Origin of the sequence: Actinospica robiniae DSM 44927 (genome assembly GCF_000504285.1) — a bacterium.
Taxonomy (GTDB): Bacteria; Actinomycetota; Actinomycetes; order Streptomycetales; family Catenulisporaceae; genus Actinospica; species Actinospica robiniae.
This window is the reverse complement of the sequence record NZ_KI632511.1, coordinates 7,979,751-8,002,967: the sequence shown is the minus strand read 5'-3', so window position 1 is coordinate 8,002,967 and position 23,217 is coordinate 7,979,751. Positions and strand designations below refer to the sequence as shown.

Annotated in this window: 19 protein-coding genes and 2 riboswitches; of the genes, 5 read left to right on the top strand and 14 right to left on the bottom strand. The window is 71.5% G+C overall.

Annotation, left to right across the window (positions count from 1 at the left end; genetic code table 11):
* Positions 1-314: 314 nt before the first annotated feature.
* Complete coding sequence (cobN, locus tag ACTRO_RS34605; protein ID WP_211244502.1) at positions 315-3,917, bottom strand: cobaltochelatase subunit CobN; 3,603 nt, start codon at positions 3,915-3,917, stop codon at positions 315-317.
* Positions 3,918-4,033: 116 nt separating this feature from the next.
* On the opposite strand from cobN, the gene ACTRO_RS34600 reads away from it, so the two are divergent.
* Positions 4,034-4,825: a class I SAM-dependent methyltransferase gene (locus ACTRO_RS34600; protein WP_034270025.1), complete on the top strand. Its 792-nt coding sequence runs from the start codon at positions 4,034-4,036 to the stop codon at positions 4,823-4,825.
* 1,084 nt (positions 4,826-5,909) lie between these two features.
* Entirely contained in the window at positions 5,910-6,761 is an 852-nt protein-coding gene (locus tag ACTRO_RS34595; protein WP_034270018.1) for a hypothetical protein, read from the top strand.
* A gap of 21 nt (positions 6,762-6,782) precedes the next feature.
* Here ACTRO_RS34595 and ACTRO_RS34590 read toward each other — a convergent pair whose 3' ends face one another.
* The 4 genes from ACTRO_RS34590 to ACTRO_RS34575 all read right to left on the bottom strand — a co-directional run bounded on the left by ACTRO_RS34590 (position 6,783) and on the right by ACTRO_RS34575 (position 10,110).
* Positions 6,783-7,559, bottom strand: coding sequence for a sulfite exporter TauE/SafE family protein (locus ACTRO_RS34590; RefSeq protein WP_034270015.1), 777 nt, complete (start codon positions 7,557-7,559; stop codon positions 6,783-6,785).
* Positions 7,560-7,655: 96 nt separating this feature from the next.
* On the bottom strand, positions 7,656-8,717 hold the full coding sequence (locus tag ACTRO_RS34585; RefSeq protein ID WP_034270012.1) for an SPFH domain-containing protein: 1,062 nt from the start codon (positions 8,715-8,717) through the stop codon (positions 7,656-7,658).
* Between the two features lie 58 nt (positions 8,718-8,775).
* Positions 8,776-9,213, bottom strand: a complete 438-nt coding sequence (locus ACTRO_RS34580; RefSeq protein ID WP_034270009.1) for an NfeD family protein — start codon at positions 9,211-9,213, stop codon at positions 8,776-8,778.
* A 114-nt stretch (positions 9,214-9,327) separates the two neighbouring features.
* Positions 9,328-10,110 (bottom strand): ABC transporter ATP-binding protein, encoded by a 783-nt coding sequence (locus ACTRO_RS34575; RefSeq protein WP_034270007.1) that lies wholly within the window; start codon positions 10,108-10,110, stop codon positions 9,328-9,330.
* A gap of 47 nt (positions 10,111-10,157) precedes the next feature.
* Between ACTRO_RS34575 and serB the strand changes: the two genes are divergently transcribed.
* Complete coding sequence (serB, locus tag ACTRO_RS34570) at positions 10,158-11,393, top strand: phosphoserine phosphatase SerB (RefSeq protein ID WP_034270005.1); 1,236 nt, start codon at positions 10,158-10,160, stop codon at positions 11,391-11,393.
* A gap of 51 nt (positions 11,394-11,444) precedes the next feature.
* On the opposite strand, the gene ACTRO_RS34565 is transcribed toward serB, so the two are convergent.
* The 3 genes from ACTRO_RS34565 to ACTRO_RS34555 form a co-directional block, all read right to left on the bottom strand.
* The gene (locus tag ACTRO_RS34565) at positions 11,445-11,627 is read right to left on the bottom strand and encodes a hypothetical protein (RefSeq protein ID WP_157436609.1); all 183 of its coding nucleotides are present in this window, start codon (positions 11,625-11,627) and stop codon (positions 11,445-11,447) included.
* Between the two features lie 89 nt (positions 11,628-11,716).
* On the bottom strand, positions 11,717-12,181 hold the full coding sequence (locus tag ACTRO_RS34560; protein ID WP_051451826.1) for a MarR family winged helix-turn-helix transcriptional regulator: 465 nt from the start codon (positions 12,179-12,181) through the stop codon (positions 11,717-11,719).
* A 188-nt stretch (positions 12,182-12,369) separates the two neighbouring features.
* A riboswitch (cyclic di-AMP (ydaO/yuaA leader) is annotated at positions 12,370-12,519 on the top strand.
* A 44-nt stretch (positions 12,520-12,563) separates the two neighbouring features.
* On the bottom strand, positions 12,564-12,899 hold the full coding sequence (locus ACTRO_RS34555) for a hypothetical protein (RefSeq protein WP_157436608.1): 336 nt from the start codon (positions 12,897-12,899) through the stop codon (positions 12,564-12,566).
* Positions 12,900-12,909: 10 nt separating this feature from the next.
* Between ACTRO_RS34555 and ACTRO_RS34550 the strand changes: the two genes are divergently transcribed.
* Both ACTRO_RS34550 and ACTRO_RS44335 read left to right on the top strand, forming a co-directional pair.
* The gene (locus ACTRO_RS34550; RefSeq protein WP_157436607.1) at positions 12,910-13,338 is read left to right on the top strand and encodes a hypothetical protein; all 429 of its coding nucleotides are present in this window, start codon (positions 12,910-12,912) and stop codon (positions 13,336-13,338) included.
* Between the two features lie 198 nt (positions 13,339-13,536).
* Positions 13,537-13,757, top strand: a riboswitch (cyclic di-AMP (ydaO/yuaA leader).
* A 9-nt stretch (positions 13,758-13,766) separates the two neighbouring features.
* Positions 13,767-14,672 carry a hypothetical protein gene (locus ACTRO_RS44335; protein ID WP_051451824.1) on the top strand — a complete coding sequence of 302 codons (906 nt, stop codon included), beginning with the start codon at positions 13,767-13,769 and terminating at the stop codon, positions 14,670-14,672.
* Between the two features lie 117 nt (positions 14,673-14,789).
* Here the strand turns inward: ACTRO_RS44335 and ACTRO_RS34540 are convergent, their stop codons facing one another.
* Genes ACTRO_RS34540 through ACTRO_RS34515 form a run of 6 tightly spaced genes read right to left on the bottom strand, consistent with a single transcriptional unit; the run spans position 14,790 to position 23,187 of the window.
* Positions 14,790-15,626, bottom strand: a complete 837-nt coding sequence (locus tag ACTRO_RS34540) for a phosphate ABC transporter ATP-binding protein (protein ID WP_034269996.1) — start codon at positions 15,624-15,626, stop codon at positions 14,790-14,792.
* Between the two features lie 12 nt (positions 15,627-15,638).
* A complete protein-coding gene (locus tag ACTRO_RS34535; protein WP_051451823.1) occupies positions 15,639-16,604 on the bottom strand; it encodes a class E sortase in 966 nt (321 codons plus the stop codon).
* A gap of 3 nt (positions 16,605-16,607) precedes the next feature.
* On the bottom strand, positions 16,608-18,233 hold the full coding sequence (locus ACTRO_RS34530; protein ID WP_034269993.1) for a substrate-binding domain-containing protein: 1,626 nt from the start codon (positions 18,231-18,233) through the stop codon (positions 16,608-16,610).
* Positions 18,220-19,440 carry a phosphate ABC transporter permease PstA gene (gene pstA, locus ACTRO_RS34525; RefSeq protein WP_084316732.1) on the bottom strand — a complete coding sequence of 407 codons (1,221 nt, stop codon included), beginning with the start codon at positions 19,438-19,440 and terminating at the stop codon, positions 18,220-18,222. Before pstA ends, ACTRO_RS34530 begins: the two co-directional genes overlap by 14 nt.
* Positions 19,441-19,451: 11 nt before the next feature.
* Positions 19,452-20,483 carry a phosphate ABC transporter permease subunit PstC gene (gene pstC / locus ACTRO_RS34520; protein ID WP_245594580.1) on the bottom strand — a complete coding sequence of 344 codons (1,032 nt, stop codon included), beginning with the start codon at positions 20,481-20,483 and terminating at the stop codon, positions 19,452-19,454.
* Positions 20,464-23,187, bottom strand: a complete 2,724-nt coding sequence (locus ACTRO_RS34515) for a hypothetical protein (protein WP_157436606.1) — start codon at positions 23,185-23,187, stop codon at positions 20,464-20,466. The genes pstC and ACTRO_RS34515 overlap by 20 nt, the downstream gene beginning before the upstream one ends.
* Between the last annotated feature and the right edge of the window lie 30 nt (positions 23,188-23,217).

The following is a 23,217-nucleotide window of genomic DNA, read 5'->3' as shown; positions in this document are numbered from 1 at the left end:
ACCGCAGCCGGCAACCACGTTACACAGGCCGCCCCGAGAAAACGCCCGGCGTTGCGCCGGGCACGGGATGCGGACCAGGCCCCTTATCAGCGGTCAGGCAGTGCTCCAAAACCCGGCGGCAACACGCCCAAGGCCATAGACACGGCAGGGTGGCAGAGCCATACCGGGCCCGGAGGCCAGGCGCCCCCATTGCGGGGACACGTAAAAGGTAACGGGTGGGCAAACGAAACGGGCGGAGCGAAGCGGCCGCCCCCACCACCACGACCACCCCACCACGACAGGCCACCAGAGCCGACGAGCACCGACGCGATGCATCAATCAGTATCAGGCCCCTCCAAATCCCCTTCCAACTCCAGGTAGATCGTCCGCAGCTGGTCGATCGTGTCCTGCTGCGGCGCCTCCCACAGCCCCCGCTCGGCAGCTTCGAGCAGGCGTTCGGCGATCCCGCGCATGGCCCACGGGTTCGAGCGGCGCATGAACGCGGCGTTGGTCTCGTCGAACACGTACGCGGCGGCGAGGCGCTCGTACATCCAGTCGTCCACGACGCCGGCGGTGGCGTCGTAGCCGAACAGGTAGTCCACCGTGGCGGCCTGCTCGAAGGCGCCCTTGTAGCCGTGGCGCTGCATTGCGGCGATCCACTTCGGGTTCACCACGCGGGAGCGGAAGACGCGGTGGGTCTCCTCGGACAGGGTCCTGGTCTTGACCGTGTCGGGCACGGCGCTGTCGCCTACGTACGCAGCCGGTGAACTGCCCGTCAGAGCCCTGACGTAGGCGATCATGCCGCCGTGGTACTGGAAGTAGTCGTCGGAGTCGACGATGTCGTGCTCGCGGGTGTCCTGGTTCTTGGCCGCCGCCTCGATCCGGCCGAAGGCCGCGTCCATCTCCTTGCGCGCCTCGCGCCCGTCCAGGCCCCGGCCGTAGGCGTAGCCGCCCCAGACCGCGAAGACCTCGGCGAGGTCGGCGTCGGACTTCCAGTTGCGCGCGTCGATCAGCGGGAGCAGTCCGGCGCCGTAGGCCCCGGGCTTGGAGCCGAAGATGCGGGTGGTCGCGCGGCGGCGGTCGCCGTGGGCCCGTTCGTCAGCGGCAGCGTGGGCCCGCACGTAGTTCTCCTCGTCGCTTTCATCGAGCGCTGCGACGGCCTGGATCGCGTCGTCGATCATCGCGATCACGTGCGGGAAGGCGTCGCGGAAGAAGCCTGAGATGCGAACCGTGACGTCGATCCGAGGGCGGCCGAGCTCGGCGAGCGGGATGATCTCGAAGCCGGTGACGCGGCGCGAGGCGGCGTCCCACTCGGGCCGCACGCCGAGCAGCGCGAAGATCTCGGCGAGGTCGTCGCCCTGGGTGCGCATCGCGCTGGTGCCCCAGACGGTGAGGCCGACCGAGCGCGGGTAGGCGCCGGTGTCCTCCTTATGCCTGCGCAGCAATGACTCCGCGAGCGCGAGGCCGACGTCCCAGGCCGTGCGGGACGGGATCGCCTTCGGGTCGACCGAGTAGAAGTTTCGACCAGTCGGCAGGACACTGACGAGGCCACGAGTCGGGGAGCCGGACGGCCCGGCCGGCACGTATCCGCCGTCGAGGGCTTTCAGTACATTGCCGATCTCGTCGGTGGTGCGACGTAGACGTGGTACGACCTCGTCGGCGGCGAACTCCAGCACAGCGCGGATCTCCGGGACGCGGGCTGACTCGAGATCATCGAGGGCTGACGAAGTCGCGTCCCAGTCGGCCGCGGCGAGCGCTTCGACGAGCGTGCGTGCCTCGGCTTCGAGCGCGTCGACGTGCTCGGGGTCGGTCTCCGCGTCCTCGGGCAGGCCCTGCGCGGCCGCGATGGCCCGGCGCAGGCCCGGCAGGGCGCCGTGAACGCCGCCGAAGACCTGGCGGGCGCGCACGATCGCGAGCACGTCGTTGACCAGCTCCTCGCCCTCGGGGACGCGTCCGAGTACGTGCAGGCCGTCGCGGATCTGCACGTCCTTGATCTCGCACAGGTAGCCGTCGATATGCAGGACGAAGTCGTCGAAGTCTGCTTCGCCCGGCATCGCCTCCTGGTGCAGATCGCGGTGCAGCTCCGCGGAGGTGACCAGCTCCCAGATCTGCGCGCGCAGGGTCGGGGTCTTGGCCGGATCCAGCGCCTGCACGGTGGCGTACTCGTCGAGCAGCTGCTCGAGCCGGGCGAGTTCGCCGTAGCTGTCGGCGCGTGCCATCGGCGGGATCAGGTGGTCCACGACGGTGGCGTGCGCGCGGCGCTTGGCCTGGGTGCCCTCGCCGGGATCGTTGACGATGAACGGATAGACCAGCGGCAGCTCGCCGAGCACGGCGTCCGGGCCGCAGGAGGCCGACATGCCGAGTCCCTTGCCGGGCAGCCATTCCAACGTGCCGTGCTTACCGAGGTGGATCAGCGCGTCGGCGCCGAAACCGTGGGTGAGCCAGCGGTAGGCGGCCAGGTAGTGGTGGCTGGGCGGCAGGTCCGGGTCGTGGTAGATCGCCACCGGGTTCTCCCCGAACCCGCGCGGCGGCTGGATCATCAGCACCACGTTGCCGAAGGTGAGCGTGGCGAGCACGATCTCGCCGCCGTCCACGTAGAGCTCCCCGGGCGGCTCGCCCCAGTGCTGCCGGATGCCTTCGCGCAGGTCCTCGGGCAGCGCGGCGAACCAGGCCTCGTATTCGGCCAGCGGGACGCGCGCGGTCGCGGCGGCGAGCTGCTCCTCGGTGAGCCACTCCACGTCGTGGCCGCCCGCCGCGATCAGCGAGTGGATGAGCGTGTCGCCGTCCTCAGGGAACTGATCCACCTGGTAGCCGGCCGCGCGCATGGCCAGGAGCAGGCGCACCGCGGACGCCGGGGTGTCGAGGCCGACCGCGTTGCCGATGCGCGCGTGCTTGGTCGGGTAGGAGGAGAGCAGGATGCCGATCCGCTTGTCCCCATTGGCTTTCCGAGCCGGTGCGGCGTGGCGCACGGCGATGCCGGCGACCCGCGCGGCGCGCTCGGGATCGGCCCGGTAGACCGGGATGCCGTCGGCGTCGGGCTCCTTGAAGGAGAACGGGACCGAGATCAGCCGGCCGTCGAACTCGGGGATGGCCACCTGCATCGCCGCGTCCATCGGCGAGACGGCCGCGTCAGAGTCGTGCCACGTCCGACGCGAGCCGGTGGTGGCGATGCCCTGGATCACCGGCACGTCGAGCTCGCGCAGCACGCCGACGTCCCAGGCCTCTTCGTCTCCCCCGGCGCTCGCGTCCGCAGCCACCGCCCCGCCGCCGGCCAGCACCGTCGTGATCAGCGCGTCGCAGCCGCGCAGCAGCCCCAGCAGGTCGTCTCCGGCGCCGTCGGCGGCCGTGCGCAGTGAAGCGCAGTACACCGGCCTCGCGTTGGCACCGGCCGCTTCCACAGCGTCGCAGAGCACGTCGATAAAGGCGGTGTTTCCGGAGAGCTCGTGCGCGCGGTAGTAGATCACGCCGACGGTCGGCCGGGCCGGATCCTCGGTGCGTCCCTGCCGCACCGCGCACGCGGGCGCCTCGAGCACCGGCTCCGGCACGGCGTCCGGATCGCCGCCGCGCACCGCCGCGTCGAGGTACCGGGCGAGCCGGGCCAGGTTCTCCGGGCCGCCCGCGGCCAGAAAGCGCGACGCGGCCGCCACGACGGGCACCGGCACCGACGAATGGGCCATCAGATCCGCGTCCGGGACGGCCTCGCCGCCCAGCGCGATCGTCGGCACCCCGGCCCGGGCCAACGCGGCCAGCCCGGCCTCCCAGACCCGCGCGCCGCCCAGCAGCCGCACCACGGCCACCTCCACGCCGTCCAGCAGCCCGGCGAGCTCGGCGCGGGCCGGGTTGGCCGTCCGGAAGCCCGCGCCGGACGCGCGGGCGGCCAGCAGATCGGTGTCGGCGGTGGAGACGAGCAGCAGGGTATTGATCGACGCGGTGGGCATCCGAAATCTTCCCGTTCGACGGCACTGGTCTGCCCCGGAGTCTACGCATCGGCGCGGGGTTTATCGGATTGTCACCGTGTAGCCGTGCGCAAGCCACCGTTCAATACGCTCAAATCATGATCGGTGATGCTAGGTTCATCACCGTGGCCATCCACCACGCCGCGCAAGCCGGCTACCACCTTGCCGCGCAGGCCTACGAACGGGTCCGGCCCTCGTACCCGACCCGGGCCCTCGCGCTGCTCGCGGACGCCCTCGATCTCAAGCCCGGGCGGCGGGTGGCCGACCTCGGCGCGGGCACCGGGAAGTTCACCCGGCTCCTCGCCCTGACCGGCGCCCAGGTGGTCGCGGTGGAGCCGGTGGCGGCCATGCGCGACCGGTTGACCGAGCTGCTGCCGCAGGTCACCGCGGTGGACGGGGTGGCCGAGGCGACCGGTCTGGAGTCCGGCGCGGTCGACGCGGTGGTGGCCGCGCAGGCCTGGCACTGGTTCGACGGCCCCGCCGCACTGACCGAGATCGAGCGCGTCACCGGCCCGGACGGCCGGCTCGGCCTGATCTGGAACACCCTGGACGTCTCGGTGCCGTGGGTCGCCGCGTACTCGCGGGTCTACCGGGAATGGCGCACCGACGAGGTGCCGGTGCACACCGACGGATCCTGGCGCGCCGCCTTCGAGCCGCGCGCCGGCTGGCAGAAGCTCGCCTCAGCACAGGTGCCCAACCCCTACCTGACCGACCGCGACGGCGTGCTCGGCCAAGCGCTCACCTCCAGCCGGATCAGCACCCTGGACGAGCCCTCGCGCGAGCAGGTGCGCGCGGAACTGGTCGCCGTGCTCGACCGCTTCCCGGACACCAGCGGCGAACGGATCGAGATCCCGTACGTCACCGACATCTACTGGACCTCGAAGATCTAGAGCGAATTGATGACCGGCTGAACGTCCCTGGGGCGTGATGGCTTGCCGGGTCGGGGTGGTCATCGGGGTGAGGGCGGCCGCTTCGCGTCGTCCGTTTCGCCTGACCGCCCACCCGTTACGTTGGCGGGGCGGGCTGGTTGGGTGCCGGGGGTGTGCTCTCTCCTCTTTTAGCGTCGGGGAACACGCGTAAGTGCCCGGAAATCTCCAGTATTTTTGCTTATCCGGTGAAAGTCGGCTACACGGCTTTTGTCGGTAGTGGCGTCTAGCATGGAAGAGTACGGGGATCGGGGCTTGTGACGGGAGGGGTGGCGGACGGGGTGGCTGAGCAGATGGCGTCAGGGGTGTGGCCGAAAGCGGTGCAGGAGTTCCCCTCGGGGTGCGACCGGGCCGCGCGATCCTGTGCAGTGCGTGAGCCCCGGGTGGATCGGACCAGGACGATGCAGAATTCATCCGTGCCGAGCATGGCTGGCCTGCGGAATTCTGCCGTGAGGTCTGGGATCGGGTCGATCGCACTAGGGCGATGCAGAATTCGACATCAAGCACGACCGGGCCACGGGCCGGGACTCGGCCCGAGCGCAGCTCGCACCGCTCCCCAGGGGGTGGGTTCTCTCCTCGGTCGGGCAGGCGAAGCCCGATCAGGGTTCTGCCGGGAGGTCAAGCGGCGCGATGCAAGATCCAGCATCAACGGAAGCCGCCGCCGCTTGAGCTCCCGGCAGGTCCCTGATTGCCTCCGGGGACCAACCGAGGAGAGAGCACACACCCGCAACCCCACCACCCCGAACCCCAACCCGCCCCGCCAACGCCAGCACCCCACCAACCCCGGCACTCTCCGAGGGAAGGGCCCGCCAGCGGCGCCTTTCGATCTTGAAACCGCAGGACGCCCCACCAACGCAACGGGTGGGCGGGTGGGCAAACGAAACCGGGCGGCGCGAAGCGCCCGCCCTCACCCCGACAACCACCCCGACCCGACCAGCCACCACGCCCCACAACCACTCAGCCGATCATCAACGCGCAGTAGACGCTCGGTTTTCGCCGCCCCGCAGGGTGTATACGGCGTCGTAGAGGCCATAGGATGGGCGTCGCCATGGCGTCGTATCAGAATCCGCACCAGTCGGCTGATTCCCTTCCGCCCTCGTCCCTGAACTGGGGCGACTCGCTGGAAGCGCAGGACGAGCCGGCGTACAGCCATGTGCCGATGTCGCCCTTCAACCCGCCGGTCGCCCCGGCCGTGCCCGATTACGGGCAGGTGACGGACCACGACCGGATCCCGGACTACGGCCAGGTGCAGCACGCGATCCAGCCGCACCCGTTCGCCGAGCCGACGCCCTATCCGCTCACCCCGCCGCCGCTGCACGACGCCGCGCCGCCCGCGTTCTCGCCGGGTCTGAGCTACGGCTACGGCGCGCAGGTCTACACCGGGCCGGAGACGGGCGAGAGCGGCAAGGCGAGGGCCGCGCTGTGGATCGGGATCCTCGGCGGCTGGCTGCCGATCAACCTGTTCGTCGGGCTCGCCGCGATCGCCGAGACCGGGCCGGGCCGCAAACGCGGGCGGGACAAGGCGGTCATCGGGCTCTGCTGCAGCCTGGTGTGGGTGGTGCTGATCGGCGGCATCGCGTTCGCGATCCACAAGCACCGGATCGATCCGGTGCCGGCCCTCCCGCAGCGCACCACGCTCTCCGCCCGCTCCGATCCCGGCTGCTACGCGGGCGCCAACGCCGTCTACGCGTATCAGGGCTCTGGACGCGGGCCGGCCGCGCAGGCGACCCTCGGCAAGGCCCTGATCAAGGCGGCGGGCAAGAGCCAGGTCGCCGACGCGCCGCTGCGCAAGCTGGGGCTCGACTACCTCGCGCTGGCGGCCGGCTCGGCGGTGCCCGGGCTTTCCGCCGACACGGCCTATGCCGGCAACGCCTGCGGCCTGTCGTTCAAGGTGCAGTAAGCGCCGAGCGCCGGCGCCGGATCAGACCAGCAGCTTGATGATCGCCGCGACGCCGACGCACACGATCAGCGCGCGCAACGCGATCGGCGGCAGCTTCCGCCCGACCTTCGCGCCGATCTGGCCGCCGAGCACCGAACCGGCCGCGATCAGCCCGGCCGCGGTCCACGAGACGTGGCTGAGCGCGATGAACAGCACCGCGGCCACGCCGTTGACGAGGCCCGCCAGGATGTTCTTGACCGCGTTTATCCGCTGCAGCGAGTCGGTGAAGGCGATGCCCAGCAACGCCAGCAGCAGCACGCCCTGCGCGGCGCCGAAGTAGCCGCCGTAGACGCCGGTGGCGAACACCCCGGCCCACAGCAGCGGCCCGCCGCCCGGCCGGTCCACGGTGCCCTTCTCGGCCCGTCTCCGGGCCACCCAGGCGCCGACCCGGGGCTGGAGCACGACCAGCACCAGCGCGAGCGCGATCAGCGCCGGCACGATCCCGTTGAACGCCGAGGCGGGCAGGTTCAGCAGGAGTATCGCGCCCAGCACGCCGCCGAGCACCGAGGCCGTGCTCAGGATGAGGGTCCTGCGACGCTGCCCGGCCAGCTCGGCCCGGTAACCGTAGGCGCCGGAGAACGAGCCGGGGACCAGGCCGATGGTGTTCGAGACGTTCGCCAGCACCGGGCTGTAGCCGAAGGCCAGCAGCGTCGGGAAGGTCAGCAGGGTGCCGGAGCCGACGACGGTGTTCATCACGCCGGCGGCCATTCCGGCGCCGAAGATCGCGGAGTACTCCGCGAGGTCATGAGCTGCGGTCACCCGGCTGAGCCTACTGGCCCAACCGGGGACCGCTCCTTACTTTCCACGCATCAAGACGCCCGTTCCGCCCCTCGGGACGCCGCGCGGGCCGGCCGGCTACTCGTCCCGGCGGAAGAGCACGTCGTTCGGGGAGTTGCGGCGGCCCGAGGGCCGGTCGGCCGGGGCGGGCGCGGCCGGGGGGCCGCTGCGCTGGGCCGGGGGCAGCGCGGCGGCCTGCTCGCCGTCCTCGACCTCCGGCGGCGCGGCCGAGAGCGGCGAGGCCGGCAGGCCGCCGCCGCCGCCGGTCGCGTTGCTGAACGCGTTGCCGATCCCCTCGACCGCCTTGCCCAGCTCGCTCGGCACGATCCACAGCTTGCTCGCGTTGCCGTCGGCGATCTTCGGCAGCATCTGCAGGTACTGGTAGCTCAGCAGCTTCTGGTCGGCGTTGCCGTCGTGGATCGCCTTGAAGGTCTTGGAGATCGCGCTCGCCTCGCCGTCCGCGCGCAGCGCCGCGGCCTTGGCCTCGCCCTCGGCCTTGAGGATCATCGACTGCCGCTCGCCCTCGGCCCGCAGGATCTCGGCCTGCTTGACGCCCTCGGCCGACAGGATGGTCGCGCGCCGCTCCCGCTCGGCCCGCACCTGCTTCTCCATCGCCTCGGTGATGTCCCGGTTCGGCTGGATCGTGCGCAGCTCCACCCGGCTCACCCGGATCCCCCACCGTCCGGTCTCGCTGTCGAGCACGTCGCGCAGCTGCCGGTTGACCTCGTCCCGGCTGGTCAGGGTGGCCTCGAGGTCCATGCCGCCGATGATGTTGCGCAGCGTGGTGGAGACCAGGTACTCGATGGCCTGCACGAAGTTCTGGATCTCGTAGGTGGCCCGGCGCGGGTCGATCACCTGGAAGTAGACGACCCAGTCGATGTAGACGAGCAGGTTGTCCTCGGTGATGACCTCCTGCGGCGGGAACGGCATCACCTGCTCGCGCAGGTCGACCGTGGCCCGCACCCGGTCCGCCCCCGGCACCAGGAAGCGCAGCCCGGGCTCCAGGGTCCGCTTGTACCGGCCGAACCGCTCGATCACCGCGGCGGTCGCCTGCGGCACCACGCGGATGGCGCGGTAGACGTAGAAGACCACGGCGGCCACGACCACGACCACGAAGACGACGGCTTCGAATGTGCTCATCAGCGCCTCGTTCCTCCCCACTGAAGCGTGCCGCCGCACGGTGCGGATACGGGCACGATTACACCACCACCGCGGTGGCGCCGTCGATCGCCGCGACGTGCACGGCTTCTCCGGCCTCGAACACGCCCTCCGAGTCCAGCGTGCGGGCGCTCCAGATCTGCCCGTCCAGCCGTATCCGGCCGCGGTGGGCGTCCACCCGCTCGGTCACCAGCGCCTCTTGGCCGACCAGCGCGGCCGCGCCGGTGCGCAGGCCGGGACCGGCCTGCCGGCGCACGGCGACGGGCCGGAGGAAGGCGAGCAGGCCGATGGTGACCACGGCGAAGGCGGGCAGCTGCCCGTACCAGGGCACGCCGAAGGCGGCCAGGACCGCGGCGACCACCGCGCCGCCGAACGGCATCAGGAAGACGAGCGCGTTGGTCGCGGCCTCGCCGAGCAGCAGCAGGACGGCGGCCAGCAGCCACCATTCCCAGCTGTGCAGCGTGGCCACCGACCCCATGCCGCCATGGTAGCCGGTGGTTGACGCCCCGTCAGCAGCCTTCGGGCATCCCGCCCCGGCCCGCCACCGGCCGGGCGGCCGGAGTCATGTCAAGGTGCGCATCCGCGCGGCGGCTCACAGCCCGCGGGCGTAGTAGCGGCCTTCGTACGTCTGCACGTGCAGCGGGATGCCGTAGGTGGCGCTGAGGTTCTCCGAGGTCAGGGTGAGCTCGGAGGGCCCGGAGGCGACGATCGAACCGCCGCGCAGCAGCATCGCGTGGGTGAAGCCCGGCGGGATCTCCTCCACGTGGTGGGTCACCAGCACGGTCACCGGCGAGGCCGGATCGGCCGCGTGGTTGGCCAGCCGGCGCACCAGGTCCTCGCGGCCGCCGAGGTCGAGGCCGGAGGCCGGCTCGTCGAGCAGCAGCAGCTCCGGGTCGGTCATCAGGGCCCTGGCGACCAGGGCGCGCTTGCGCTCGCCGCTGGAGAGGGTGCCGAAGGTGCGCTCGGCGAAGCCCTCGAGGCCCCACCAGGAGAGCAGGTCCTCGGCCCGGCCGGTGTCGGCGTCCTCGTAGTCCTCGCGGAAGCGCGCCATCTTGCCGTACGCGGCGGTGAGCACCACGTCGCGCACCTTCTCCCGGCCGGGGATGCGCCCGTCCAGCGAGGCCGAGCTCAGGCCGATCCGGGTGCGCAGCTCGAACACGTCGATCTTGCCGAGTGCGCCGCCGAGCACGGTCGCGCTGCCCGCGGTCGGATGCATCTGCGCCGCGATGATCTGCAGCAGGGTCGTCTTGCCGGCGCCGTTGGGTCCGAGTAGGACCCACCGTTCCCCGTCGGCGATTCGCCAATCGATCCCGGCGAGCAGCTTCTTGCCGTCCCGCACCACCGTCACGTCGACCAGATCAAGCACGTCCGTCATGTGGCCAAACTTACCTGGCCGCGGCCCCGCTTCGGTACCTTGGCCCGGTGGAACAAGAGGTGACGCGCCACGGGCGCACGCTGCGGGTCCTGGTGTTCGGCGCGGATCGGCCCGGAGTGACCGCGTCGTTGTTCGCTGTGATCGAGGAGCACGGATCGGGCGGAAGCGACATAGAGGTCAGCGACGTGGAGCAGATCGTGCTGCGCGGCCGGCTGGTCCTGGGCGTGTTGCTCACCGCCCCGCCGGCCTGGGACGACACCGAGCTGCGGATTGCGCTGCACCGCTGGGGGGCGGAGTGGAAGCTGGGCGTGGAGGTCAAGGAGGGGGTCGGGGACAACCAGCCGCGCGGGGTCGGGCGCAGCCGGGTGACCGTGCTCGGTTCCCCGCTCAGCCCGTCCGCGATGGGCCGGATGGCCCGGGCGCTGGCGGACGCGGGCGGCAACATCGACCGGATCGTGCGGCTGGCGAAGTACCCGGTGACCGCGATCGAGCTGGACGTGTCCGGGGTGGACCCGCTGGAGCTGCGGCGCCGGCTGGCCCCGGAGGCCGCGGCCTGCGGCGCGGACGTCGCGGTGCAGCGCGCCGGGCTCGCCCGCCGGGCCAAGCACCTGGTGGTGATGGACGTGGACTCCACGCTGATCCAGGACGAGGTGATCGAGCTGCTCGCCGAGCACGCCGGCTGCCTCGACGAGGTGGCCCGGGTGACGGCCGAGGCGATGCGCGGGGAGATGGACTTCGCCGCCTCGCTGCGGGCGAGGGTGGCGCTGCTCGAGGGGCTGCCCGAGGAGGTCTTCGCCAAGGTGCGCGGGCAGGTGCGCTACACCCCCGGCGCCCGCACCCTGGTGCGCACGCTCAAGCGGCTCGGCTACCAGGTCGCGATCGTCTCCGGCGGCTTCACCCAGATCACCGACCTGCTCGCGGCCGATCTCGAGCTGGACTACGCGGCCGCGAACACGCTCGAGGTGGTGGACGGCCGGCTGACCGGCAAGGTGGTGGGCCCGATCGTGGACCGGCCCGGCAAGGCCGCCGCGCTGCGCCGGTTCGCCTCGGCGGCCGGCGTGCCGCTGAGCGAGACGGTCGCCATCGGCGACGGGGCGAACGACCTGGACATGCTGGCCGCGGCCGGACTCGGGGTGGCGTTCAACGCCAAGCCGGTGGTGCGCGAGCAGGCGGACACGGCGGTGAACGTGCCGTTCCTGGACACGATCCTGTTCCTGCTGGGCATTCCCGGCGAGGAGATCGCGGAGCTGACGGAGGCCGGCCAGGTCAAGGCGCCGCAGTAGGCCGATCCGGGCCGGCGGGGCATCGGGCCGGCGGCCGGCCCGGCGGCGCGGTCAGCCGTGGTGCGAGGCCCAGATCGCCAGGAGCGTCAGCGCGCCGAACATGACCAGCATGGCCACGCTGACGTAGAGCGCCTGCTTGTGGCCGGCGGCACGGGTGGTCTCGCGCCACTCGCGCGGCGGCCACTCCTCGACGGGTTCCTCGGCGCCGGCCGCGTTCTGTTCCTGCACGTCCATGCCGCCATCCTGCCACCGGTTCCCGGCCGGGGCGTGGCCGGGGTGGCCGACGGCGCGGCGCGGGCGCGCCACGGCGCGCCGGCGGCGTATCAGGACTCTCGTTCGGCCAGGTGCTCGAGCACCGGCAGCGCCCGGCGCAGCACGTCCAGCTCGACCGGGCCGAGCTGGGCGATGCCCGCGGCCAGCACGGCCGAGCGCTCGGTGCGCAGCGCCTCGAGGAAGCCGCGGCCCTGGTCGGTGATGCTCAGCAGGTAGGAGCGCCCGTCCTGCGGGTCCCCGGCCCGGTGCAGCAGCCCGGCCTCGACCAGCCCGGCCACGGTGCGGGTCATCGAGGGCGCGGCCACCCGCTCCCGGGCGGCGAGCTCGCCGAGCCGGATCGGCCCGAGCTTCTCCACCGCGACCAGCGCCGAGGTCTGGGAGAACGTCAGATCTCCGGCGGTGTGCTGGACCATGCGCCGGTGCAGCCGGCCGATGGCCACGCGCAGCCGGGCGATCTCCTGGGGGTCGGCCTGGCTCTGGCCGCGGTCCGGGGCTCCGGTCGGTTCGGCGTTCACGACACCCAGGTTAACGGGCGGTGGCGCACGGCCGCGGCCCGACCTGCCGCCGGATCGCGCGCCGGTAAGGCGTATCTCACGCCGAGTCAAAGCAGTGGCAAGGCTGAGACGAAACGGTGACATGGGGCCGTTCGATCTGTTAGGTTCTGGGGCCAACACATCCGGCGGATGTCGCGACCGTGCGACACCGGATGTGACCGCCGAGTCCACGCGAGTGGAGCCGGGGACCCACTTCGGTGCTCCCCGCCGCGGGGTGAATCGCTCCGGAACCGGAGCGTAGGGCGTCTCTTTCCGCCCGAACCCGTCAGCTAACCCGGTAGGCGGACGAGGGAGAGGGCCGTAAGCGGACCGTGGGCAGTCACAGCAAGTCGAAGCACGGGAGTCAGAGTCCGATCACTCGCTCCGACCCGAACGGGTCGTGGATGCGCAAGTACCCGGCGATCACGGTCGCGGCCCTGGCGGGCACGGTGGTCGGCGGACCGGGCGGCGTGGCGGCGGCGATGGCGCTGGGCGAGGCGTCCCCGGCGACCACTCCCAATCCGGCCATGGCGGACCTGGTGCCGGCCCAGCAGGCGAGCAGCGCGCCGACCGCGGTCGCCTCGCCCAGCGTCAGCGCGTCCAGCGTGAAGACCTCGGCCAGCGCGAGCGCCTCCGCTTCGGCCAGCGCGACGCCGACCCACACCAAGACCAGCCCGTACGCCTCAGTGTCCTGGGGCACCCTGGAGCCGGTGGCCTTCTACGGAACGCAGAACACGTTCACCCCGAGCGCGGACCAGTGGGAGAACGCGAAGACGATAGTCGCGACGGTGGAAAAGCGCGGGATGCACGCGTACGCCGCCGTGGTGGCCGTGGCCACCGCGATCCAGGAGTCGCGGCTGATCAACCTGACCACCGCCACCAACGCGGACTCGCTCGGCCTCTTCCAGCAGCGTCCCTCGCAGGGCTGGGGCACCACCTCCCAGCTGACCACCCCGACGTACGCGGCCAACGCCTTCCTCGCCGCGCTCGACAAGGACGCGCCGGACTACATGAGCATCTACCTGTGGGAGGCGGCCCAGGACGTGCAGCGCTCCGGGTATCCGACCGCCTACGCACAGTGGCAGTCGCAGGCCACGACCATGGTCTACGACATCATGAACGGCAAGGCCCCGGCCTGACCGACGGCCCGGATTCGCCCGTCGGCACTCGGTTTTCTCGGCAGAGCGTGACTCTTCAGTCACGCTCTGCCGTATTTTGGGCGATTTGTGACAACTGCCGGAAACGCCGCTATGGTCGATGTTGTACATCCGGCCGACGCCGTGGAATCCGAACCGCGCACCGGACGTACCCGCCGAGTCCGACAGGGCGGAGCAGCGGTCACCGAACCGCCGCATCCGTTCCCGGAGCCGGGGACCCAATCTCCGTGGCGCACCGTGCGCCCGGTCCCCCGGGGTGAATCGGCCCTCACATCAGACGAAACTCACGGACGGCGACCCTAGCCGTGCGCTGAGTGACGCCTCGATCGGGGCCGTAGGGCGCAAACTCACCTTCCGCCCGAACCCGTCAGCTAACCCGGTAGGCGGCCGAAGGAGAGGCTTCGTTCATCGTGTCTTCGAACACCCCCCGTGCGTTCACGCGCGACCTGATCTCCCGTATCCCCTTCCGTACCGCCTACCAGAGCGGCAGCTCCGCCCTGGCCAAGGGCTACCAGTCCGGTAGCGCCGCGGTCGCCAAGGGCTACCAGTCCGGTAGTGCCGCGGCCACTAAGGGCTACCAGTCCGGTAGCGCCATGGTCGAGAAGCACAAGCCCGCCGCGACCAAGCGCTTCCCCGCCGCGGCCCTGGCCGTCGCCGCCGTCGGCGTCGCGATCGTGCCGCTGGCCACCTCCGGCGCGGGCGACGCGCAGGCCGCCGCCGCGACCAGCCCGGCCGCCGTGACCTCCACCGTCCAGCCCGGCGCGACCGCCTCGAAGGCGGCCCAGGCTCCGGCGCAGGCCCCGGCGCAGACCGAGACGCAGAGCAGCACGCGGTCCTCGACCGAGTCGACCAAGACGACGCCGTCGAACCCCTACGCGAGCGTCTCGATGGGGGACATATCCCCGACGTCGGAGCAGGGCTCCCAGAGCCACATCAGCCTGACCTCCGCGCAGTGGGAGAACGCCACCACGATCGTGCACGCGGCCGAGAACATGAACCTCTCGCCGTACGCGTCGACCATCGCCGTGGCCACCGCCATGCAGGAGTCGAAGCTGCACAACCTGAACGTAGCGGTCGACCACGACTCGCTGGGCCTGTTCCAGCAGCGTCCGTCCACCGGCTGGGGCTCGCCGTCCGAGCTGACCACGCCGACGTACGCGGCCAAGGCGTTCCTCAAGAGCCTGCCGTCGAACTACCAGGACATGTCGCTGCACACCGCCGCTCAGGACGTCCAGCGCTCCTTCAACGGCTCGCTGTACTCGCAGTGGCAGGACCAGGCCAAGCACATCGTGTACACGATCATGCACTCTTCGTGATCAGTTGACGATTGCTTCCGAGCCGCACAGCGCCGTGCGCGCAGCCTCCCCGGGTCCGTCCGACGTCGGACGGACCCGGGGAGGCCTTTTTCGTGCGCCGGGCAGCCCGGCGCGGGCTCAGCCGAAGCGGCCGTGGATGTAGTCGGCGGTGCGCGGGTCGGCCGGGTCGCCGAAGATCCGCTCGGTCGGGCCGGCCTCGACCACGCGGCCGGGCTGGTCCTCCCCGGCCAGGAAGAACGCGCAGTTGCGGCTGACCCGGGCCGCCTGCTGCATGTTGTGCGTCACGATGACGATGGTGACCTGGCCGTCGAGCTCGGCGATCGTCTCCTCGATCCGCCTGGTCGAGGTCGGGTCCAGCGCCGAGCACGGCTCGTCCATCAACAGCACGTCCGGGGCCACGGCGAGGGACCGGGCGATGCACAGCCGCTGCTGCTGACCGCCGGACAGGGCGCCTCCCGGGGTGCGCAGGCGCCGCTGCACCTCGTTCCACAGCCCGGCCCGCCGCAGCGCGTCCTCGACCACCGCGTCCCGGTCCCCGACCTTGATCCCGGCCAGCTTGAGGCCGCTGGCCACGTTCTCGTAGATCGTCATGGCCGGGAACGGGTTGGGCTTCTGGAACACCATTCCAATGCGTTTGCGCACGTCGGCGGGCCGGGCAGCCCGGTCGTAGACGTCCTCGCCGCCGAGAAGGACCTCCCCGGCCAGCGCGGCGCCGCGCACCATCTCGTGCATCCGGTTGAGAACCCGCAGGTAGGTGGACTTTCCGCAGCCCGAGGGGCCGATCAGCGCGGTGACCCGGCCGGGTTCCATGCTCAGCGACACCCGCTCGAGCACCTTGTGGTCGCCGAACCAGGCCGAGACCGCGCGGGTCTCGAGTCCGGCCGGGGCCGGGCCCTCGGCGAAGGCCGGTGCGGGCGCGGGGGCCGGCAGCGCCGTCTCATTCAGAGTGCTCATTCTCCCCATTCCTCAGTAGAGGTTCGGCAACAGCAGCGAGAGGTTCTCGTACACGGCCCACGCCAGCGCGAACGCCGCCGGCGCCGCGCACAGCAGAGCGGGCCAGCGCGACCAGCGGCGGGCCGCGAAGACGCCGCCGAGCAGCACCAGGACCAGCGCTTGGGCCCAGAACACGGCCGGCACGACGGCGTCGGCGTCTCCGGCGAGCGCGTACTCCCGCGGCGCGGTCGCGGGCCGGGACGGGGGTGTCGGCTGCGCGGCCGAGGAGAGATCCGCGCTGACCTCGACCGTGCTGTTCCGGCTCGGGAAGATCGCGCTGTCGGCGGTCTCGAGCACCAGCCGGTTCGGCGTCGGATCGGGTGGAGGCACCGCGTTCGTACCGAAGGATTCGACCGTGTACGTCGAGGTCCCCTGCCCGGTCGTCACCGTGATTTTGTCGCCGCGTTGCAGCCGCATCAGATGCGCGAACGGATCGCCGTAGGTGAGCACCCGCCCGTAGACGACGCTCACCCCGGCCTGTCCCGGCAGCACGCTCGAGCGCAGGTGCCCGGGACCGTGCGTCAGATCCCCGGAACCGGTGCCCTCGACGACGACGAGGTCGGAGATACCGAGGCTCGGGATGGCCAGGATCGCCACCGGCGCTCCGTCGGCGGTGGCCCCGGTCGGCGCCGTGGCCTGCCCGAGTTCTCCCGCGAAGGTCTTGTACAGCACGCTCTGCGCACGCTGCTCGCTGAGCCCGGACAGGCCGTAGAGGTACACGAAGAAACCGAGCACCAGCAGGGCGAACCCGGAAAGTACGAGCCCTGCGACCAGCACCGCCGGGCGCCGCACCGGAGTGCGTTCGGGGCGCGGCCGCCGAGACGGGCGGGGCCGGGCGGGCGGCCGCGGCGCCTTGACCCGCCGCGCTTCTGGCACGGCCTGGTCCGGGACGCCGGGCTCGGGCCCGGCCTCGGATTCGAGGATTTCCGGCAGAGCCATGGGTCAGCCTCGCTTCCTGCGTCGTTGGACCCACGCCCCGGCGAACGCCGGCGCGGCCACGGCCGCGATGATCAGCAGCACGGTGGCCAGTGCCGTCCCGGTCTGCTGCTGGGGCCGTGAGGCCACCGCGACCGGTTCGGCGTAGATCGGCTGCGCGGAGGGCGATCCGCCCGAGCTGCCGCCCGATCCGCCGACGCCGCCCTGCGCGCCGCCGGCTTCGGCCGTGCCGCCGGCCCGCGCGCCCGCCGACGCACCGGCGCCCGCGCCGCCGCCCGCGCCGTTGCCGGAGCCGCCGCCCGAACCGCCGCCGCCCGAGCCCGAGCCGCCCCCGCCGCCGGTGGTGCAGTCGAGCGGCTCGGTGTGGAAGTCGCATCTGCTCGGGTACGGCGCGTTCTTGAGGTAGTCGACGCCGTCGGAGTAGTTCGGGTTCTTACATCCCATCAGCTTCGCCGGGTCGGGCGTCGCGATATGCCCGGGCAGGTGATCGACCTGGAGGAACCCGCCGTTGACCAGGTTCTTCGGCAGCGGTGAGTAGCCGAGCTGGCCCGCACTGGCCTGCGCGCCGCAGAGCACGTAATTGAGCCAGGTACTGAGCGTCATGCCCTTGACACTTGTCCAGTCCGGCACCAGCGAGCCCTTCCCGGTGTCGCGCGGGATGATCAGGTAGCTGTAGCTCGAGAGCGGATAGGCGCGTGGATCAGGGTTCGTGTAGACCTTGTCAAGATTCTGCATCAGGAAGTCGGCGTCGTTCGGGTTCTCGTCGATCACGGCCGCCTGCAAGGCGATCGCCACGTTCGAGGCCGTCGGCAGGGTGTAGTAGCCGGCCGCGTTGAGCATCTTCACTGCGTGCAGGCCGTAGTTGATCGCGTAGGCGTACTCGTCGTAGCCGATCGCGCCCTCACTGCTCGGGGAGGAAAGGAAGGTGGCCATCTGGTCCGAGCCGTTCTTCTGCACGGAGTCGCCGAAGCCCGGGTAGAACTCGGTCGGGCCGCAGGGATTCGGGCCGCCGTGGGCCGCGCAGAACGCGTTCCACATCGACGGGTACTGCTTCGAGAGCCACCGGGTGAACATGTAGCTGGCGCCGGACCCGTCCGAGCGGGTCACCACCGTGATCGGCTCGCTGGGCAGCGGAGCGCCGTAGTCGTGCGTGATCGCGGGATCGTCCCAGTTGGTGACGGCGCCGGTGAAGATCTTGGCGAGGGTCTGGCCGGACAGCCGCAGATCGGTCACCGTCCGGCCGCCGATGTGCAGGTTGTAGATGAACGTGGTGCCGCCCGCCACGATCGGGATGTACGAGTAGTTCCACTGCACCGCCTCGAAGCCCGCGCCGAACGGATCCGGCGTGGTGAGGAACGCGATGTCGGACCCGGCGAAGTCGTTCAGGTGCACGGCGAAGTTCTCCCGGCCCTGCGCCGAGCCGTCGCCGGTGTAGTTGATGTGGATCCCGTCCTGGACCGCGATGTCCCGGGACCACTGCTGGATGGCCGGCTGTGCCCAGGAGGAGCCGTCGCCGTCGAGGGGCACGTAGCTCGCGGCCGAGGCCGGCGCGGCCGGGAAGAGCCCGAACCCCAGCGTGGCCAGGGCCGCGACCAGTACGAGGCCGAGCCGTCGAATCCTATGCGGCGACATGGCCGCCTCCTTCCTCGCGGGCCCGTTCGGCCGCGGCCAGGGCACGGTCGCGGGCCGCGCGGCGGCGCTGGCGTCGGGTCAGCTCGCCCGGGGCCTTGCCGCCGAACAGCCGGGCGATCGTGAACAGGACCAGGACCAGCGCCATCAGCACCACCGCGGCGGCGAAGGCCCGCTCCCGCATGACCGTCTGCGGTTCGCGGACGTACTCGAAGATGAACAGCGGCAGGCTGGTCTGCCAGTCGTGGAACGGATCGGCGTTCATGTAGTTGTTCAGCCCGTCCACCAGCAGCAGCGGCGCGGTCTCGCCGATCGCCCGGGCCATGCCGAGCACGACCGCGGTGGTCAGCCCCGACCGGGCGGTGGGCAGCACCACGTTCCACACCGTGCGCCACTGGCTCGCCCCGAGCGCGTACGAGGCCTCGCGCAGGCTGCGCGGGACCAGCCGGAGCATGACCTCGGAGGAGCGCGCCACGTACGGGATCATCATCACGGTCAGCGCGAGCGCGGCGGCGAAGCCGCTCTTGGGCACCCCGAAGGTGAGCACCACCAGGGCGAGGATGAACAGACCCGCGATGATCTCCGGGAGCGAGGTCATCGCCTCGATCAGGGAGCGCACCGGCCGGGCCATCGGTCCGCCGACCTCCACCAGGAAGAGCGCGGCCAGGATCCCCAGCGGGACCGCGATCGCGGTGGCGATGGCCATCTGCTCGACCGATCCGACGACGGCGTGTTGCACGCCGCCGCTGGTGAGCGGATCGTCGGGGCCGGTGAACGCCATCACCTGGGTGAAGAGGTTGCCGTGGAACAGCGCGTGCCGGCCGGTGAAGGTGACATAGGCGATCTGATCGATGATCAGGGCGAGGATGATCAGCCCGAGGGTGGCCATCAGCGTCGCGGCGATCCGGTCCACCACGGCGCGCGCGCCCCAGACCATCGCGGTCACCGTGCCGAGCACAAGCAGGAACACCGCGTACCAGGCCAGCAGGAACCCGGCGGCGCCGGTGAACGGCAGGATCCGTTCGTAGACCAGCCAGACCAGGCCGAAGGAGCCGAAGAGCGATCCCAGCACGGCGCAGACGCCGTCCACGGTGAACGTCCGGCGCCGGAGGCGGCGGGCGCGATCCGGGTCCGGGCCGGGCCCGGCGGGCTGCCGCGGCGCGGGAGGCGCGGCGGGCGCCAAGCGCGGGGCGGCGGAGATGTCCGTCATGGCGGTGCCTCTCAGTCCGCGCTCTGCGCGCCGGAGCGCGAACCGGTGATGATCACGCCGGCCAGCGCGTTCACGGCCAGGGTGAGCAGGAACAGGACCAGCCCGGCGGCCATCAGCGCGGAGAGCATCGCGGGCGAGGACTCGCCGTACCACAGCGCGATCAGGCTGGGGATGGACAGGCCGCCGGTGTGCAGGACGTGCCAGTTGAACTGGTAGACCGGCGAGACGACCAGCGCGATCACGATGGTCTCGCCCATCGCCCGGCCGAAGCCGAGCATGATCGCGCCGATCATCCCGCCGCGCCCGTACGGCAGCACCACCGTGCGGATCATGCCCCAGCGGCTCGCGCCGAGCGCGTAGGCGCCCTCCCGTTCGCCCGGCGGGGCCTGGGCGAAGACCTCGCGGGAGATCGAGGTGACGATCGGGATGACCATCAGCGAGACCACCACCCCGGCGATGAACGGCGAGAACTCGAACAGGATCTGCATGTCCCCGCCGACGACCTTGAACGGGGGGAAGAACCCGGCGTGGTCGGAGAGCCAGCGGGCCAGGCCGAGCATCCGCGGCTCCAGGAAGAACACGCCCCAGAGCGCGTAGACGATGCTCGGGATCGCGGCCATCAGGTCGATCAGCGCGATCAGCGGGCGCTTGAGCGCGTGCGGGGCGTATTCGGACAGGAACAGGGCGGTGGTGAGCGCGCAGGGCACTGCGATGAGCAGGGCGATCAGGGCGATCACGATGCCGTTGGGCAGCACCGAGGCGATGCCGAACCGGTTCGGGCCGATCAGCCAGGTGGAGGTGGTGAAGAACCTGCCGCCGGCCACCCGGAAGGTGCTCCAGGACCGGAACACCAGGAAGCCGCCGATGAGCCCGGTGATCCCGAACACGGCGAGCCCACCGCCGCGCAGCAGGGCCCGGAATGCCCGGTCCGCGCCGGTCACCCGCGCCACGATGACGCGCGGGACGTCCGCTCCGGCCGGCCCGGACGGGACCGGCGGGCCGATCACCTCGGTGGGCGTGGTGTCAGCCATCGAGGTCGTCACCGCCCGCAGGGTCCTGCGACGAGAAGGGCTCGCCGGGCGCCTCGCCGGTCCCGTCGCCCGCCGCGCCAGCCGCGCCCGCCGCCGAGGACCCGCGCCAGGGCGGGCGCAGCCGCGGACGGCGCAGGTTCCCGGTGCCGAAGGCGTAGGCGAGCGGCCCGCCGACGGCCAGCAACGCACCCACGGCCAGCGCGATCGGCAGGATCACCTTGGCGTCGTCGCTGGAGTCGGCGGCCTTGTCGCCGAAGCCGATCGGGGTGGGCGAGGCCGGGACGGACGCGGCGCTCGACGCGGCGGTGCTCGCCGCGGCCGAAGCACTCGGGGAACTGCCGGCGCCCGCGCCGGCGCCGGTTCCACCGCCGGTACCGCCCGTCGGAACGCCCCCGCCGCCGCTGCCGGCCGACTTGCCGCTGACGGTCGTGTCACCGCCGACGGTCTTGCAGCTCTGCGCGCGCACCGCCGAAGCCGCCGCGAGCGTCTTTCGCTGCTGGGCCGGGCTCAGCGCCAGGTACCCGCCCCACGGCGGAAGCTGGCCGAGGGCGACGCCGTAGGTCTGCGAATCGGCCGCGTCGGTAAGGAAGTTCGCGATCGCGCTCGCCTTGGCCGAACTCAGGCCGCAGGTCGGCACCATCGCGTACTGCACCTCAGTGAGCGGATAGGCGTTCGCCGCGGTGGCGGTGAAGTCCTGGTACTGCGTGACGCCGTCGGGATTGGTCTTCATCGCGGTGACGGCAGCGGACATCGCCGCCGTGGTCGGCGCCTCCGCGTTGCCCGCCGCGTTGACCAGCTCGGCGGTCGGGAAGCGGAAGGCCGAGGCGGTGCCCGAGTCCATCACCGCGAACAGGGCGCGGTGCGGGAAGTCCTCCACCGGTGCCCGCGGGTTGTTCGGCGCGATGCCGTCCGGGCACGGCGGAAAGGCCGCGCTGGTGGTGTTCGGGCAGGTGGCGGCGAACTGGAAGTCGCTGCTCTGCCACTCGGCCAGGTCGGCCGCGACGTTGTCCACGCCGGTGACCGGGGCCCACGCCTCCTGCATCGTCTTGTAGAGCGGCTCGTTCAGCCCGTTCGGGTCGGTCCAGCCGAGGTCCTGGACGACGAAGCTGTTGAGCGGGTAGGCGAACTTCTCGTAGTTCGTGTTGACGTGCATGCCCCACGGATCCGGCTTGCCCTCGAGGAACGCCTGCGCATCCGGGTCGGAGGCGACCCAGCGGGTCAGCTCCCAGGTCAGGTCGCTCTCGCCGGACACCACCATGGGCAGGAACGCGCCGTCGACCGCGTCGTTGCCGGTCAGCAGGAAGTCGTCCGGCGTGTACTGCGGATTGAGCTGGTAGAACTCCGGATCGCTGAAGATGGTCGGCCAGTTCCCGCCCACCGCCGGGTCGCAGGCGGCGGTCTCCTTCTGCTGGCCGGCCGGGCAGCCGCCGAACTGGAGCGAGTAGGACTCGGTGAGCAGCTTCGCCACGAGCCGCGCGTCCAGCTTGATGTCGGTGACCGGCTCCTGCGTGGTGTCGCTGTCGATGTAGTAGGCGATTGATATCGCGGTGGTCGCGATCGGCGCGTAGGTGAACTTCCGGGACGAGCCCGCGGTCGCCGAGGTCGAGGCCGGATCGGTCACCAGCGCCGTGTCCACGGTGCTGGTCACGGCCTGGCCGCCGGAGAGGAACTGCTCGCGGGCCTGGTACTCGCCGATCCCGGAGTCGTAGTCGAAGTCCACCTGGTCCGTGCCGCCGCCGGACTGGCACCAGGACGGCTGCCACTGCCCCATCGCCTTCTCCAGCATGGAGGAGCCGGCGGCGGTGAAGGCGTAGTCCTTCGCCGGGCAGTAGGTCGACGGGATCGGCGCGAAGGAGATCGGCACCGTGATCGCGTCGTTCCACCCGCAGACCCGCATCCAGGGCCGGAACTGGTCCAGGGCCCAGGTCGCGTCCTGGTAGTCGTCGGTGTGGTCCTCGCAATTCGGCGTGTAGGGATCGCCGCCGAACGACGGGATCACCACGATCGAGCAGGGGTGCGTCTGGTCGCAGCCGAGAGCCGCGTCCTGCTCCTTCGTCTGCACCTGGATGTCGGCGTAGCCGGTGCCGCAGACCGAGTCCGCCGGCTGCACGGCCAGGCAGTCGGTCGGCTCCTGCGACGTCCCGCTGCGCGTGTAGCTCTCCACCGCGGTGCCGTCCTGGGTGGCCGTCGACTGGCTGACCACCAGGGTGTTGCAGTTGAAGTCCGGGAACGAGGCGACCGGGTCCGTCCCCGCGCACTGCATGATCGCGACCGGGTAGAACTCGCTGTTCTCCTGGTATCCGCCCTCGAAGTTGCCGTTCATCGACGGCGTGAAGTTCTGCCAGGACACGTGCACGATCTGGTTGGTCAGGTTGACCGTCTGGTCCACCGTCACCGTCGGGGTCTCGCCCGTCATCCCGCCGGTGCCGTCGCCCGCGCCCGCGTACCAGTCCCAGGCGGTGTCCCCGCTGTAGGTGTTCGTGCAGGTGGTGCCGCCCGCGCCGGTCGGGGCGCAGGTCGTCGCGTCCGTCGCCGACAAGCCCGGCACGGCCGCGGCGGAAGCGGCCGCATCGGAAGCGGCCGCGGCGCTGTGCGTGCTCGCGCTCGCGGCCGGGGCCGAGCCCGACCCGACCACCGCGGCGGCCGCCGCGAGGACGAGCGCGGCAATCCTCAACCGGGCCCCGAAGCCGGGCCGTCTGCTCGTTGTGTTCTCCATGTCCTCCACCACTTCTCCGCTGCGGCCTTG